Source organism: Streptomyces canus (genome assembly GCF_030816965.1).
In the GTDB taxonomy this organism is placed as follows: Bacteria; Actinomycetota; Actinomycetes; order Streptomycetales; family Streptomycetaceae; genus Streptomyces; species Streptomyces canus_E.
Genome location: NZ_JAUSYQ010000002.1, coordinates 2,015,582 through 2,031,513 on the forward strand (window position 1 = coordinate 2,015,582; position 15,932 = coordinate 2,031,513).

The following is a 15,932-nucleotide window of genomic DNA, read 5'->3' on the forward strand; positions in this document are numbered from 1 at the left end:
GTCTGCGGCCGTCGGAGGATCAGTCCTCGCCGTCGGATCAGCCCTTGCTGAGCTCCCAGAAGCGGAAGACCGTGGAGGCGTCGAGGCAGTACTCCAAGCCGTAGACGTCGTCACGGACGACGGCGTACTGCTTGGCCTGCCAGACCGGCAGGACGGGGACGTCCTCGGCGACGATGTCCTGGAGCGTGGCGAAGGGGTCGTCCGTCGCGGAGCGGTCCGGCTGGGCGGCGGTCTGCGGGATGAGCGAGCCGGTGATCTCGTTGTTGCTGTAGTTGTTGTCCAGCACGTTGCCCTTGCCGAAGAAGGGGGCCGTGAAGTTGTCGGCGTCCGGGTAGTCGGGCACCCAGCCCTTGACGTAGACGCCGTACTTTCCGGCGGCGATGTCCTTCTCGTACTGGTCGAAGGCCACGGACTTCACGTCGGCGTCGAACAGGCCGCTGGCGTTGAGCTGCTGGGCGATCGTCTTGAGTTCCTGGCCGGTGGCCGGGCCGTAGCGGGACGGTGTCGACCACAGGGTCAGCTTCACCTTGCCGGTGATGTTGTCGGCGGCGAGGGCGGCGGCTGCCTTGGACTTGGAGGGCTGGGCGCCGTAGGTGTCGAAGAAGGCCGTGTTGTGGCCCGCGACACCGGCCGGGATGATCGAGTAGAGCGGGGTGGCGGTGCCCTGGTAGACGTCGTGGATGAGGGCTTCGCGGTCGATCAGGTAGGCGATCGCCTTGCGGACGCCGAGCCGGCCCGCGACGGGGTCGTCCATGTTGAAGACGAGGTGCTGGACCTCGGCGCTGGTGCCCTCGACGACCTCGACGCCGGAGTCGGGCGAGGCGTTCTCGATGTCGGTGATGTCCCCCGCGGTCAGGCCGCGGTAGGCGATGTCGACCTTCTTGTCGGTCAGGGCGGTCTTCAGGGCGCTCTGGTCGCCGTGGAAGAACTTCAGCGTGACGCCGGAGTTCTGGGGATCGGCGGTGCCCTTGTAGTTCTCGTTGACGGAGAACACGGCCTGGTCGTCGTCGAACGAGTCGAGCTGGTAGGGACCGGAGCCGACCGCCTTGCCGTCCTTGCGGAGGCCGTCGGCGTCGTACTGCGTGTGGTCGACGATCGAGCCGGCGCCGGAGGCGATCTTGCTCGGGAAGGTGGCGTCCGGGGTGTTGAGCTTGAAGACGACGGTCTTCTCGTCCGGTGTCTCGACCTTGTCGAGCATCGGGAACATGATCGCGGGACCGGCATCGTCGTTGATCTTCAACGTGCGGTCGAAGGAGAACTTGACGTCTTCGGAGGTCAGCGAGTCGCCGTTGCTGAACTTGAGGCCGTCCTTGAGCGTGCACGCGTACACCTGGGTCCTGGTGTCCGTGAACTCGCAGCTCTGGGCGGCGTCCGGCTCAGGCTCCGTGCCGCCCTTGGGGAAGCTGAGCAGCGACTGGAAGACGTTGTTGAACAACAGCCAGGAACCGGGGTCGTAGCCGGAGGCCGGGTCGGTGGCGAGGACGTCGTCGGACATCCCCATGACCACGGAGGAGCCGCCGGAACCGGAGTCCCCCGACTCCGTGCCGCAGCCGGTCAGCAGACCGGCGCCAAGCCCCGCCACGATGGGCAGGACCTGCCACTGGATGCGCTTGTTCACGTGCGAGTGCCTTGTCGTCGATTCTTGAGGAACCCCCGGGCCCGTCCGCCGAGGCCCGGGGGCTGGAGGCGTCGCGGCCGGTCAGCCGCTCACGCCTCGGCCGAGTTCCCACAGCTGCAGCGTCGACGAGGAGTTGAGCGCGTAGGCGGTGCCCGTGACGTCGTCGCGCGCGGCGACGTACTGGTTGCCCTGCCACAGCGGCAGCACGGGAACGTCGTTGGCGACGATGTCCTGGATCTGGGTCAGGCTTCCGGACGCGGCGATGCGGTCGGCCTCGCGGCGGGAGTCCGGGATCAGGGTGTTGCGGATCTCGCTGTTGTCGTACGGCGATCCGAGGAAGTTGTCCTTGTCGAGGAACGGGGCGAGGTAGTTGTCGGCGTCGGGGAAGTCCGGGAACCAGCCCATGCCGTAGACGTCGTACTTGCCCTTCTGCTCGGCCGGGCGGAAGGTGGCCCAGGGCGCGCCCTGGATGCTGACGTCGAAGAGACCGCTGTCGTTGAGCTGCTTCTGCAGATCCTCGAACTCCTCCTTGGTGCCCGAGCCGTAGTGGTCGGTCGTGTAATGGAGGGTCAGCTTCACCGGGGTGGTGATGTCGGCCTGGGTCAGCAGGGACTTGGCCTTGGTGACGCTCGGGTCGCCGTACTTGTTGAAGAACGCGTTGGAGTGGCCGGTGATGGTGGCCGGGACCAGCGAGAAGAGCGGTTGGGCCTGGGTGCCGTAGACCTTGGAGACGAGTTCGCTGCGGTTGATGAGCTGAGCCATCGCCTGGCGCACGGCACGGGACTTCACGGCCGGGGCGTCGGTGTTGAAGGCGAGGTAGCGGATCTCCAGGCCGGCCATTTCGACGAGGTCGACGTCACCGCCGGACTCGTTCGAGAGCTTCTTGATCTGCTGCGGCGACATGGTGCGGGTGATGAGGTCGATGTCGCCCTTCTCGAGGGCGGTGCCCATGTCGTCGGCGTCCGAGTAGGAGCGCAGTTCGACCTTGTCGTTGTTCACCGTCAACGACCCCTTGTAGTTGGGGTTCTTGGTGAACACCGCGGCCATGAGCTCGTCGTTCTTGACGTCGGCCTTCATGGTGTAGGGGCCGGAGCCGTCGACGTCGAAGCCGTCGCGGAGCTTGTTCTTCGCGTAGTCGTCGGGGTTGACGATGCCGGCGACCGGGGTCGACAGCTTGTACGGGAAGGTGGCGTCGGCGGTCTTGAGGTGGAAGATGACCTCGCGGTCGCCCTTGGTCTCCACCGTGTCGATGGTGGACAGCAGGGCGAAGACGCCGGAGTCCGCCTTGAGGGCGCGGGCGCGGTCGATGGAGTACTTCACGTCCGCCGCGGTGATGGCCTCACCGTTCGCGAACTTCAGGCCGTCGCGCAGGGTGCAGACGTAGCGTTCGTTGCCGCTGTCGCTGAAGCCGCAGGACTGGGCCGCCTCGGGCACGGGGTCGCCGTCGCCCTTGGGCTGGATCATCAGGGTCTGCACGGTCTGGCGCAGGACGTTCCAGGTGCCGACGTCGTAGGCGTAGGCGGGGTCGAGGGGCGCGGGAGCGTCCTTCGTGGCGGTGAACCGGTCCGTGGTGCCCACAGCGATCGCGTCGCCTCCGCCGCTTCCGCTGTCGGAGCCGCCGCAGGCGGCGAGCACCGGCGCAAGCAGACCGATGACGGCCGGCAGCACCAAAGTCTTGCGGTTCATGCTCGAGTTTCTCCACAGCTGTTCAGTCCGTGTACCCGGCATGCAGGGGTGGTGCGGCGGATCACGGGGTTAGGGCGATGTTCTCACCAGGAGATTAGTCCGCACCTGCAGGAGGGTTCGCAGCCACCGGAGTTGGGCTCCCATCACACAGCGGAACCGGGTGTGGACGCACCGAAAAACCGTCAGGGGAAGGATTGGTGCAGGGTTTCATCAATCGGGACACATGGGCGCGTCCGCACCCCTCCAAGCGGGGCGTCCGGCACAGCATCGGCCACCTGTCGAGGCCCCGTCGAGTGGGGAACCTCACACCCGTAACGGGAGTGCGCCGGACCGGAATTCGGCCATCCGGCGCTCTTCGAATTCCTGCGACAGGGACCTGGGGAATTACCGCGTTATCCGCTCTGCACGCTGGGTGAACACCCGAGGCATTTCCGTCATCGAAGGGTGATCAGGCCGCGCAGAAATGCCAGGTCGACCTCTTCGAGGGAGCCGACGACAGTGCGTCCGGGGGCCTGCGGGACGGGGGCGACCGAGGGCACGACCACGACCTGGCAGCCGGCGGCCTCGGCCGCGGCGACACCGGTGGCGGTGTCCTCGACCACCGCGCATCTGGCCGGATCGGCGCCGAGTCCGGCGGCGGCGAACAGGTAGGGGTCCGGGTGCGGCTTGGTGCGCGGCACCTCGTCTCCGGCGACCGTGAGGGCGAAGTGCTCGGGGCCCAGGGAGGCGAGGACGCGGTCGATGATGCGCCGGTGCGAGGCGGAGACCAGCGCGGTGGGGATCCGGTGCGCGGACAGCTCGGCCAGCAGCCGGGTGGCCCCGGGCATCAGCGGCAGGGCGTGGCCGATACGGTCCTCGAAGCCCTGGTTGAGCAGGACGGTGAGCTCGGCGAGCGTGATGTCGGCGCCGGTGGCCTCGATCAGGAAGCCCGCGCTGCGGGTCATGGGGCCGCCGACCACGACATGGCGCCAGGAGTCGTCGAGGGTGTGACCGAGGCGCGCGAAGATCTCGACTTCGACGTCCCACCAGAAGCCCTCGGTGTCCACCAGGGTGCCGTCCATGTCGAGGAGTACGGCCTGGAGGGCGGAGCCGTCCGCCGTACGGGTCAATGGCGCGGGGACCGTGCTGGTCATCCACGTACCTCCTTGGGGGACGAGCAGGCCGGCTCCCATGAAGGGAACCGGCCTGCGGTGGACCGACCAGTGTACGACTTATCCGATCAGTATGCTCGGCGAGCCGGGATGCGGCGGCTCATCGGGCGTTGAAGTACTTCGCCTCCGGGTGGTGGATGACGATCGCGTCGGTGGACTGCTCGGGGTGGAGCTGGAACTCCTCGCTGAGGTGGACGCCGATGCGCTCCGGCTGGAGCAGGTCGGCGATCTTGGCGCGGTCCTCCAGGTTGGGGCAGGCGCCGTAGCCGAGGGAGAAGCGGGCGCCCCGGTACTTCAGGGCGAACATGTCCTCGACGTCATTGGGGTCCTCGCCCGCGAAGCCGAGCTCGGAACGCACGCGCGCGTGCCAGTACTCGGCGAGCGCCTCGGCCAACTGGACGGACAGGCCGTGCAGTTCGAGGTAGTCGCGGTAGGCGTTGGCCTCGAAGAGCTTGGCGGTCTGCTCGCCGATCCTGGAGCCGACGGTGACGACCTGGAGGCCGACCACGTCGGTCTCCCCCGACTCCTCCGGGCGGAAGAAGTCGGCGAGGCAGAGCCGGCGGCCTCGGCGCTGACGCGGGAAGGTGAAGCGGGTGCGCTCGTTGCCCTCCTGGTCCAGGATGATCAGGTCGTCGTCCTTGGACACGCACGGGAAGTAGCCGTAGACGACGGCGGCTTCCAGCAGGTTCTCGGTCTGCAGCCGGTCCAGCAGACCGCGCAGCCGGGGCCGCCCGTCGGTCTCGACGAGCTCCTCGTACGTCGGTCCCTCGCCGGTGCGGGCCTGCTTGAGCCCCCACTGGCCCTTGAACAGCGCGCCCTCGTCGAGCCAGGAGGCGTACTCCTTGAGCTGGATGCCCTTGATGACCCGGGTGTCCCAGAACGGCGGGGTGGGCACCGGGTTGTCGGTGGCCACGTCGGAGCGGACATGGCCCTCTTCGGGCCGCTCCTCCTCGACGGTCACGGCACTGGCGCGCACCCGGCGCTGCTTGAGCTCGGGCAGCTTGGCGCCGGGCACACCCCGCTTGACGCCGATGAGGGCGTCCATGAGGCGCAGGCCCTCGAACGCGTCGCGGGCGTAGCGGACCTCGCCCTGGTAGATCTCGTGCAGGTCCTGTTCGACGTACGCCCTCGTCAGTGCGGCTCCACCCAGGATGACCGGGAAATCCGCCGCCATGCCGCGCTGGTTGAGCTCCTCCAGGTTCTCCTTCATGATCACCGTGGACTTGACCAGGAGGCCGGACATGCCGATGACGTCGGCGCGGTGCTCGGCGGCGGCCTCCAGGATCGCGGAGACCGGCTGCTTGATGCCGAGGTTGATCACGTTGTAGCCGTTGTTCGACAGGATGATGTCGACGAGGTTCTTGCCGATGTCGTGGACGTCGCCGCGGACGGTGGCGAGCACGATGGTGCCCTTGCCGGCCTCGTCGCCCTCGACCTTCTCCATGTGCGGTTCCAGGTAGGCCACCGCGGTCTTCATCACCTCGGCGGACTGGAGGACGAACGGCAGCTGCATCTGGCCGGAGCCGAAGAGCTCGCCGACGACCTTCATGCCGTCCAGGAGGGTGTCGTTGACGATGTCGAGGGCGGGGCGGGACTGGAGGGCCTCGTCGAGGTCGGCCTCCAGGCCGTTCTTCTCGCCGTCGATGATGCGGCGCTTGAGGCGCTCGTCCAGGGGCAGAGCGGCCAGTTCCTCGGCGCGGCCCGCCTTCAGGGACTTGGTGGTGGCGCCCTCGAACAGGGCCATCAGCTTCTGGAGGGGGTCGTAGCCCTCCGCGCGACGGTCGTAGATGAGGTCGAGGGCCGTCTGGACCTCTTCCTCGCTGAAGCGGGCGATGGGCAGGATCTTCGACGCGTGGACGATCGCCGAGTCCAGGCCCGCCTTGACGCACTCGTCGAGGAAGACCGAGTTGAGCAGGACGCGGGCGGCCGGGTTGAGGCCGAAGGAGATGTTCGACAGACCCAGCGTGGTCTGGACGTCCGGGTGGCGGCGCTTGAGTTCGCGGATCGCCTCGATGGTGGCGAGGCCGTCCTTGCGGGACTCCTCCTGACCGGTGCAGATGGTGAAGGTCAGGGTGTCGATGAGGATGTCCGACTCGTGGATGCCCCAGTTGCCGGTCAGGTCGTCGATGAGCCGTTCGGCGATGGCGACCTTGTGCTCGGGGGTGCGGGCCTGGCCCTCCTCGTCGATGGTGAGGGCGATCAGCGCGGCGCCGTGCTCCTGGGCGAGCTTGGTGACCTTCGCGAAGCGGGACTCGGGGCCGTCGCCGTCCTCGTAGTTGACGGAGTTGATGACCGCGCGGCCACCGAGCTTCTCCAGACCGGCCCGGATGACGGGGACCTCGGTCGAGTCCAGCACGATCGGCAGCGTGGACGCGGTGGCGAAACGGCCGGCCAGCTCCTTCATGTCCGCCACGCCGTCGCGGCCGACGTAGTCCACGCACAGGTCGAGCATGTGGGCGCCCTCGCGGATCTGCTCGCGGGCCATCTCCACACAGTCGTCCCAGCGGCCCTCCAGCATCGCCTCACGGAACTTCTTCGACCCGTTGGCGTTCGTGCGCTCACCGATCGCCATGTACGCCGTGTCCTGGCGGAAGGGGACCGTCTGGTAGAGGGATGCGGCGCCGGGCTCGGGCTGTGGGGTGCGCTCGGAGGGCGTGAGGTCGCGGACGCGCTCGACGACCTGGCGCAGGTGCTCGGGGGTGGTGCCGCAGCAGCCGCCGATCAGGGACAGGCCGTAGTCGCGGACGAAGTTCTCCTGGGCGTCGGCCAGGCCTTCGGGATCGAGCGGGAAGTGCGCGCCGTCCTTCGTGAGGATCGGCAGACCCGCGTTCGGCATGCACAGCAGCGGGATGCGGGAGTGCCGGGCGAGGTACCGCAGGTGCTCGCTCATCTCGGCCGGGCCGGTCGAGCAGTTCAGGCCGATCATGTCGATGCCGAGCGGCTCCAGCGCGGTCAGCGCGGCGCCGATCTCGGAGCCGAGCAGCATCGTGCCGGTGGTCTCGAACGCCATCGAGACCACCAGGGGCACATCGGCGCCGGTCGCCTCCAGCGCGCGACGGGCGCCCAGCACGGAGGCCTTCGTCTGGAGCAGGTCCTGCGTGGTCTCGACGATCAGGGCGTCGGCGCCGCCGGCGAGCAGTCCCTCGACGTTGGCCTGGTAGCCGTCGCGGATCGTGGCGTAGTCGATGTGGCCGAGGGTGGGCAGCTTGGTGCCGGGCCCGACCGAACCCAGGACCCAGCGCGGGCGGCCGTCGCGGGCGGTGTACTCGTCGGCCGCCTCGCGGGCGATCCGGGCACCGGCCTCGGACAGCTCATGCACGCGGTCGGCGATGTCGTACTCCGACGCGGCCGTGTGATTGGCCCCGAAGGTGTTGGTCTCGACGCAGTCGACGCCCACCGCGAAGTACGCGTCGTGGACGGAGCGGACGATGTCGGGGCGGGTCACGTTGAGGATCTCGTTGCAGCCTTCGAGATTCTCGAAGTCCTCGAGCGTGGGGTCCTGCGCCTGCAGCATGGTGCCCATCGCTCCGTCGGCGACCACCACTCTGGTGGCGAGTGCCTCACGGAGCGCGGACACACGGGTCCGGCTGTCGGCGGAAGGGGTCAGTGGCGACGAGGCCATGAAGGGGCTCCCTCAGTTGCGACGGCTGTCGGCTTCAGGCGCCCGCGAGTCGTCCCACGCCGGGCGCACCACGCCAGGGTAGCCGGGTCCCCGGCGGGATGTTCGGCACGTCCACGGGACGGACGAGGATGGCGGCCATCTCACCAACGGGATACCAGTGACGCAACAGTTGCCGACCGACCATTGGCGGGAGGTCGGCATCGACCGGTAGTGTTCGACATTGCCGAACAGCGGCAGCGACGCCGTAACACTCGGGTGTCGAAGCGGACGGAGGCAGGACGGCGATGGCACGGAACATCCAGTCGCTCGAACGGGCGGCCGCGATGCTGCGGCTCCTCGCGGGCGGCGAGCGGAGACTCGGCCTGTCGGACATCGCCTCGTCCCTGGGCCTCGCCAAGGGCACCGCGCACGGCATCCTGCGGACCCTCCAGCAGGAGGGCTTCGTGGAGCAGGACGAGGCCTCCGGGCGGTATCAGCTGGGCGCCGAACTGCTGCGTCTGGGCACGACCTATCTTGACGTGCACGAGTTGCGCGCGCGGGCGCTCGTCTGGACGGACGACCTGGCCCGCTCCAGCGGCGAGAGCGTCCATCTGGGCGTGCTGCACCAGCACGGTGTGCTCATCGTGCACCACGTCTTCCGGCCCGACGACAGCCGACAGGTGCTGGAGATCGGGGCCATGCAGCCCCTGCACTGCACGGCGCTGGGCAAGGTGCTCTCGGCGTACGACCCGGTCGCGCACAGCGAGGCGCTGGAGAGCGACCGCAAGGCGTTCACCGACCGGACCGTGTGCGAGCTGGAGGAGTTCGAGCAGATCCTCGACGTCACGCGCGCGCGTGGGTACGCGGCGGACGTGGAGGAGACCTGGGAGGGTGTCGCGTCCATCGCCGCGCCCATCCACGACCGGCGCCGCATGCCGGTCGGCGCGGTCGGCATCACGGGCGCGGTGGAGCGGCTGTGCCGGTCCGACGAAGAGGGCGCGCTGCGCCCGGAGCTGATCGCGGCCGTGCGGGACTGCGCCCGCGCGGTCTCGCGGGATCTGGGCGCCGGGCGGTTCTGAGAAGTACCTGAAGCCAGGGGGCGCAGGCCGGGCGTCGGGCGGCGTTCCGGTCCTCGCCGTACTCTGACACGACGGGCATACCGGCCGGTCGGCACACAGCGTGTCCGGCGCCGCGCGCTGCGCAGTCACCCCGCAGGATCGGCACCCCCGCAGCGATCAATAACGATCGTGCTTTCGATAACAGAACCCTTGACGTGCGCGTGACGCCGGAGCAAGACTCCCGTCCATCGGTCGGCATTGTCGAACACTTACCGGCAATACGCGCTAGAGTGTGACAACGCCAAGGGCCCGGCATCGCTCTCACCCCCGAGGGCAGCTCGAACCTCCGGAGGGACCCGGGGTTCGGTCCCCTGGACGAAGGACAAAGGAGTCGCGGGTGTCCAGCTCCGACATCTTCATCGGCGAGACCATCGGTACCGCCATACTCATCCTGCTCGGTGGCGGCGTGTGCGCCGCCGTCACGCTGAAGGCCTCCAAGGCCCGCAACGCCGGCTGGCTCGCCATCACCTTCGGGTGGGGTTTCGCCGTTCTGACGGCCGTGTACACCTCGGCGCCCCTCTCCGGCGCCCACCTCAACCCGGCCGTCACGCTCGCGCTCGCGCTCAAGAAGGACGGCGTTCCCTGGAGTGACGTCCCGATCTACTGGGGCGGTCAGCTGCTCGGCGCCATGATCGGCGCGGCGCTGGTCTGGATCGCCTACTACGGCCAGTTCCACGCGCACCTGACCGACAAGGAGATCGTCGGCGCTCCCGGCGCGCAGGCCACGACCGCCAAGGCCGTCGAAGCGCAGGAGAAGGGCGCCGGCCCGGTGCTGGGCATCTTCTCCACCGGCCCCGAGGTCCGGGTCGCCTGGCAGAACGTCGCCACCGAGGTCATCGGCACGATCGTGCTGGTGCTCGCCGTACTCACACAGGGTCTCAACGGCGACGGCAAGGGCCTGGGCACCCTGGGCGCCCTGATCACCGCGCTCGTCGTCGTCTCCATCGGTCTGTCCCTCGGCGGCCCGACCGGGTACGCGATCAACCCGGCCCGTGACCTCGGTCCGCGTGTCGTGCACGCCCTCCTGCCCCTGCCCAACAAGGGCGGCTCCGACTGGAGCTACGCCTGGGTCCCGGTCGTCGGTCCGCTGATCGGCGGCGCGATCGCTGCAGGCATCTACAACATCGCTTTCGCTTAGAACATCTGACGCAGCCACAGAGCAAAGCCGTAGTAGATCAGTCGTAGCCCGTCCCCTTACTCACGGAACCCCAGGAGCACACAGTGACCGACGCCCACACCGCCGGCCCCTTCATCGCCGCCATCGACCAGGGCACCACCTCCAGCCGCTGCATCGTCTTCGACAGGGACGGCCGTATCGTCTCGGTCGACCAGAAGGAGCACGAGCAGATCTTCCCGAAGCCGGGCTGGGTCGAGCACAACGCCACCGAGATCTGGACCAACGTCGAGGAAGTCGTCGCCGGAGCCATCCAGAAGGCAGGCATCACCCGCGACGACATCAAGGCCATCGGCATCACCAACCAGCGCGAGACCACTCTCCTCTGGGACAAGAACACCGGTGAGCCCGTCCACAACGCCATCGTCTGGCAGGACACCCGCACCGACGCGCTGTGCAAGGAGCTCGGCCGCAACGTCGGCCAGGACCGCTTCCGCCGCGAGACCGGTCTTCCCCTCGCCTCGTACTTCGCCGGCCCGAAGGCCCGCTGGCTGCTCGACAACGTCGAGGGGCTGCGCGAGCGTGCCGAGCGCGGCGACATCCTCTTCGGCACCATGGACAGCTGGGTCATCTGGAACCTGACCGGTGGTGTCAACGGCGGCAAGCACTACACCGACGTCACCAACGCCTCCCGCACCATGCTGATGAACCTCCACACGCTGGAGTGGGACGAGAAGATCGCCGAGTCCATCGGCGTGCCGCTGTCGATGCTCCCCGAGATCCGCTCCTCCGCCGAGGTCTACGGCGAGGTCACGGGCGGCAAGCTGGGCGACCTGCTCGGCGGCATCCCGGTCGCCTCGGCGCTCGGTGACCAGCAGGCGGCCCTGTTCGGCCAGACCTGTTTCGCCGAGGGCGAGGCCAAGTCGACGTACGGCACCGGCACGTTCATGCTGATGAACACCGGTGACAAGATCATCAACTCGTACTCGGGACTGCTGACGACCGTCGGCTACCGCATCGGCGACCAGGCACCGGTCTACGCCCTGGAGGGCTCGATCGCCGTCACCGGTTCGCTGGTGCAGTGGATGCGCGACCAGATGGGCCTGATCTCCACCGCCGCCGAGATCGAGACGCTCGCGCTCTCGGTCGAGGACAACGGCGGCGCGTACTTCGTGCCGGCGTTCTCCGGGCTCTTCGCCCCGTACTGGCGCCCGGACGCCCGCGGTGTGATCGCCGGCCTCACCCGGTACGTCACCAAGGCGCACATCGCCCGCGCCGTCCTGGAGGCCACCGCCTGGCAGACCCGTGAGATCAGCGATGCCATGACCAAGGACTCCGGTGTCGAGCTCGCGGCCCTCAAGGTCGACGGCGGCATGACCTCCAACAACCTGCTGATGCAGACGCTCTCGGACTTCCTGGACGCCCCCGTGGTGCGTCCGATGGTCGCCGAGACCACCTGCCTCGGTGCCGCCTACGCCGCCGGTCTCGCCGTCGGTTTCTGGACCAGCACCGACGACCTGCGCGCCAACTGGCGCCGGGCCGCCGAGTGGACCCCCAACATGGCCGCGGAGAAGCGCGACCGTGAGTACAAGAGCTGGCTCAAGGCCGTCGAGCGGACCATGGGCTGGCTCGAGGACGAGAACTGACGAGAGAGCTCACAAAACGCTCATCTCGAAGTTCTGATGAGGAGTAAGAACCCCACATGACCAGTCAGCCCACCCTGCAGTCCGTGCCTGCCCTCGGTACGCGCCCGGCCTCCGGCTCCCACCCGAGCCGCGCCGAGACCCGGGAGCAGCTCTCCAAGGCGTCGTACGACCTCCTCGTGATCGGCGGCGGCATCCTGGGCATCTCCACCGCCTGGCACGCCGCGCAGTCCGGCCTCAGGGTGGCACTGGTCGACGCCGGCGACTTCGCCGGCGCCACCTCCTCCGCCTCCTCCAAGCTGCTCCACGGCGGTCTGCGGTATCTGCAGACCGGCGCGGTGAAGCTGGTGGCGGAGAACCACTTCGAGCGCCGTGCGGTCTCCCGCCAGGTGGCTCCCCACCTGGCGAACCCGCTCACCTTCTACCTCCCCGTGTACAAGGGCGGGCCGCACGGCGCCGCGAAGCTCGGGGCGGGCGTCTTCGCCTACTCCGCGCTCTCCGCGTTCGGTGACGGCGTCGGTCACCTCCTGTCCCCCGCCAAGGCGGCGCAGGACGTGCCCGAGCTGCGCACCGAGAACCTCAAGGCCGTGGCCGTGTACGGCGACGACCAGATGAACGACGCGCGCATGGCGCTGATGACGGTCCGCGCGGCCGTCGAGGCGGGCGCGGTCGTGCTCAACCACGCCGAGGTGACCGGCCTCAGGTTCACCAAGGGCCGGGTGACGGGTGCGGATCTGCGCGACCGGCAGTCCGGTGACGAGTTCGGCGTGAACGCGCGGCTCGTACTGAACGCGACCGGGCCGTGGGTCGACCACCTGCGCAAGATGGAGGACCCGAACGCGGCTCCCTCCATCCGTCTGTCCAAGGGCGCGCACCTGGTCCTGAAGCGGACGTCTCCGTGGAAGGCCGCGCTGGCCACCCCGATCGACAAGTACCGCATCACCTTCGCCCTCCCGTGGGAGGACATGCTCCTGCTCGGTACGACCGACGAGGAGTTCGAGGGCGACCCGGCCGATGTCGCGGTCACCGAGAAGGACACGGCGCAGATACTCGACGAGGCCGCGTTCTCCGTCCGCGACCAGCAGCTGTCCCGAGACCTGATCACGTACTCCTTCGCGGGTCTGCGCGTGCTGCCGGGCGGCCCCGGCAGCACGGCCAAGGCCAAGCGGGAGACCGTGGTCACGGAGGGCCGTGGCGGCATGCTGTCCGTCGCGGGCGGCAAGTGGACGACCTTCCGGCACATCGGCCGTACGGTCATGCGGAAGCTGGAGGCGCTGCCGGGCGCTCCGCTGGGCGACGACTTCGAGCCCATCGCGTCCCTGCCGAAGAAGCTTCCGCTGCCCGGTGTCGCCAATCCGCGCGCGATCGCACACCGCCTGCTGGTGGACAACCCGGCACCGGGTCCGCGCATGGCTGCCGACACGGCGAAGCATCTGGCCACGCATTACGGCTCGTTGGCCTTCGACATCGCCCGACTGGCCAACGAGAGCCCTGAACTGGGTCAGCGGGTGCATCCGGACGCCCCGGAGATCTGGGCGCAGGTCGTCTACGCGCGGGACAACGAATGGGCCGAGACCGCGGATGATGTGCTGCGGCGCAGGACCACGTTGACGATTCGGGGGCTGGCCACGGACGACGTCCGGGCGAAGGTTCAGGATCTGCTCGACAAGAAGTGAGCGGTGGCACGGGAAGTGCGGCTCCTCGTCGAGGGGCCGCACTTGCCCTTTTTCGAAGCCGCAAGTGGATGCGGCCCCGCCTACCTGGCCCGTACCACCGACCGCACGGATTCCACGTGGGTCAACTCCCGGCGGTTCACGATCAGTTCGCGGCCGATGAGCAGTGCCCTGCGTGACGCCTGGACCGGGTCCTCCAGTGTCGTCAGGTCCGTCAGGTGGGCGAAGCCGATGATCCTGCGGATGATTTCCGTGCCCGCGTAGCCGAGGGACTCCGTCCAGACCTTCCTCAGGAAGCGGTCCAGGTAGGCGTCGTCGAAGAACGTGTCCACCCGGGCCGGCCACAGGCGGCGGAACTCCGTCTCGAACGCCTCCCAGGACAGCCGGAGCTGGTCGGCGTGGTCCGTCAAGCCGCCCAGCGCGCGGGCCCGTTCCTCCGAGACCAGGGCGTTGGCCCAGTACAGGCCCAGGTCGAAGCCGATGGGCCCCACGAAGGAGAACTCGGGGTCGAAGACCCGCACCACGGGGGCGCCGTCACGGGTGCCGACCATGACGCTGCCGGTGTGCAGGTCACCGTGGAGGAGGGCCTGGGCTCCGGTCATGAACAGGTGCCTGAGCTCGGCCACCTCCGTACGGAGCTCCGCGTCCGCCCGGAAGGACACGGCCAGGTCGGCCACGCCCTCGTGCCAGTGGTTGTGTTCGTGCTCGAGGTACGGCTCCGACAACACCACGTCTTCCGTGATCTTGCAGAGCTCCGGGCTCACCGAGGCCGCGATCAGCGCCTTGCGCTCCGCCGACGGCATGCCGAAGTCGCTCGTGGCGAAGGAGAGCCGGGCGACCAGTTCACCGATGCGGGCCGAGGTGTGGGGGCCGTACGACGCTCCCTCGTTCAGGAGGGTGCGCAGGACCTCCAGGTCCGACATGTCCTCCATGACGAGCGCGTAGTTCTCGGGGTCGTAGCCGTGGACCGCTGGGATCTTGTCGGGGGCGACCTTCGCGATCTGCTCGTAGGCGCGGGCCTCTGCGTCGGCGCGGTCGGGGTTCATCGGCCAGGAGGGGCCCGCCACCCGCACCCAGGGCAGGGCCTGCTTCACGGCGAGGCTGCGGGTGCCGTCGGCCGAGGAGGCGAGGAAGACCCGGTTCATGTTGCCGTCGGAGACCTCCCGTACGGCGATGTCGCCCAGGTCCTCCCAGTGGCCCCGCTCGCTCAGGTACGCCGGGATGTCGTCGGTCTCCAGGATGCGGTAGCCCATGTGTCTCCTTAGGACGTACGGCGCTTGGACAGGGTGAAGCTGAACACCAGGGCGAGGATGAGGACCGCGCCCTCGACGACGTCCTGGGTGTAGTACGGCAGGCCCTTGATGGTCAGGCCGGTGGTGATGATGCCGATGAGCACCGCGCCGAGGGCCGTGCCCCAGACGTTCGGGCGGCCCCGGCCCAGGACGGAGGTGCCGACCAGCGCCACGGCCACCGCCTCGAGCAGCTGGGAGGTCCCGGCGGAGACGTCGCCCTGGCCGATGCGGGAGGCCAGGATCAGGCCGCCGATCGAGGCGAGGACGCCGGAGAGGACGTAGGCCAGGGCCCGGTACGCGCCGACGCGGATGCCGGCCAGGCGGGAGGCCTCGGGGTTGGCGCCGATGGCGTACAGCACACGGCCCCAGCGGGTGCGGGCGAGGAAGACCCAGGCGGCGACCGTCAGGCCGCCGAAGACGAGGACCGAGATGGGGATGCCCAGGACCGTGCCGCGGTCGATCTTCAGGAAGCCGGCGGTGAAGCGGCCCGGTGCCGTGGTGCCGTCGTCCAGGGTCATGCCGGGGGTGATGGACTGCCCGTCGACCAGGATGAGCTTGCTGCCCTGGATCACGAACATGGTGCCGAGGGTGGCGAGCATGTCGGGGATCTTCAGTACGACGATCAGCAGGGCGTTGAGGAGGCCGGCGAGGGCGCCCGCCGCCAGCACCGCGATGATGGCGACCGCGCCGACCTGGTTGAAGACGACCATCGTCTGGGCGGCGACCGAGACGCCGAGACCGGCGACCGCGCCGACGGACATGTCCATTCCGCCGACGGCCATGGTGAGGGTGACGCCGAGGCCGAGGATCGCGGCGACGGAGACGTAGCGGAGGGTGTCGAGGAGGGTCGCCGACTCGCGGAAGGAGCCCTCGCTCAGGGCGAAGTACAGGAACAGCGCGACCGTGACGAAGATGAAGCCGTACTTGATGACGGCGTTCTGGACGCGTACGGCGGTCGAGGTCGCCGGCGCGGTCGCCGGTTTCGTGGGGACCTCGGTGCTCTGGGTGGTGGTCATGGCGTAGTTCCTCAGGGAGC

The 15,932-nt window shown here is 68.8% G+C and carries 10 protein-coding genes; 4 read left to right on the top strand and 6 right to left on the bottom strand.

Annotation, left to right across the window (positions count from 1 at the left end):
- Positions 1 to 37: 37 nt before the first annotated feature.
- The 4 genes from QF027_RS10310 to metH all read right to left on the bottom strand — a co-directional run bounded on the left by QF027_RS10310 (position 38) and on the right by metH (position 8,077).
- Positions 38 to 1,618, bottom strand: a complete 1,581-nt coding sequence (locus tag QF027_RS10310) for an ABC transporter substrate-binding protein (RefSeq protein ID WP_307074060.1) — start codon at positions 1,616 to 1,618, stop codon at positions 38 to 40.
- Positions 1,619 to 1,699: 81 nt separating this feature from the next.
- Positions 1,700 to 3,304, bottom strand: a complete 1,605-nt coding sequence (locus QF027_RS10315) for an ABC transporter substrate-binding protein (protein WP_307074062.1) — start codon at positions 3,302 to 3,304, stop codon at positions 1,700 to 1,702.
- Between the two features lie 434 nt (positions 3,305 to 3,738).
- The gene (locus QF027_RS10320; protein WP_306983925.1) at positions 3,739 to 4,437 is read right to left on the bottom strand and encodes an HAD family hydrolase; all 699 of its coding nucleotides are present in this window, start codon (positions 4,435 to 4,437) and stop codon (positions 3,739 to 3,741) included.
- A 118-nt stretch (positions 4,438 to 4,555) separates the two neighbouring features.
- Positions 4,556 to 8,077 carry a methionine synthase gene (metH, locus tag QF027_RS10325; protein WP_307074064.1) on the bottom strand — a complete coding sequence of 1,174 codons (3,522 nt, stop codon included), beginning with the start codon at positions 8,075 to 8,077 and terminating at the stop codon, positions 4,556 to 4,558.
- A 284-nt stretch (positions 8,078 to 8,361) separates the two neighbouring features.
- Between metH and QF027_RS10330 the strand changes: the two genes are divergently transcribed.
- The 4 genes from QF027_RS10330 (at position 8,362) to QF027_RS10345 (ending at position 13,607) form a co-directional block, all read left to right on the top strand.
- A complete protein-coding gene (locus tag QF027_RS10330) occupies positions 8,362 to 9,135 on the top strand; it encodes an IclR family transcriptional regulator (RefSeq protein WP_306983920.1) in 774 nt (257 codons plus the stop codon).
- Between the two features lie 376 nt (positions 9,136 to 9,511).
- Positions 9,512 to 10,312 (top strand): MIP/aquaporin family protein, encoded by an 801-nt coding sequence (locus tag QF027_RS10335; protein WP_307074066.1) that lies wholly within the window; start codon positions 9,512 to 9,514, stop codon positions 10,310 to 10,312.
- Between the two features lie 83 nt (positions 10,313 to 10,395).
- Positions 10,396 to 11,934, top strand: coding sequence for a glycerol kinase GlpK (gene glpK, locus QF027_RS10340; RefSeq protein WP_306983918.1), 1,539 nt, complete (start codon positions 10,396 to 10,398; stop codon positions 11,932 to 11,934).
- A 56-nt stretch (positions 11,935 to 11,990) separates the two neighbouring features.
- Positions 11,991 to 13,607 (top strand): glycerol-3-phosphate dehydrogenase/oxidase, encoded by a 1,617-nt coding sequence (locus QF027_RS10345; protein WP_306983916.1) that lies wholly within the window; start codon positions 11,991 to 11,993, stop codon positions 13,605 to 13,607.
- Positions 13,608 to 13,687: 80 nt separating this feature from the next.
- On the opposite strand, the gene mtnK is transcribed toward QF027_RS10345, so the two are convergent.
- Together mtnK and QF027_RS10355 are read right to left on the bottom strand one after the other, a co-directional pair.
- The gene (mtnK, locus tag QF027_RS10350) at positions 13,688 to 14,857 is read right to left on the bottom strand and encodes an S-methyl-5-thioribose kinase (protein ID WP_306983914.1); all 1,170 of its coding nucleotides are present in this window, start codon (positions 14,855 to 14,857) and stop codon (positions 13,688 to 13,690) included.
- An 8-nt stretch (positions 14,858 to 14,865) separates the two neighbouring features.
- The gene (locus QF027_RS10355; RefSeq protein ID WP_306983911.1) at positions 14,866 to 15,912 is read right to left on the bottom strand and encodes an ABC transporter permease; all 1,047 of its coding nucleotides are present in this window, start codon (positions 15,910 to 15,912) and stop codon (positions 14,866 to 14,868) included.
- Positions 15,913 to 15,932: the final 20 nt, after the last annotated feature.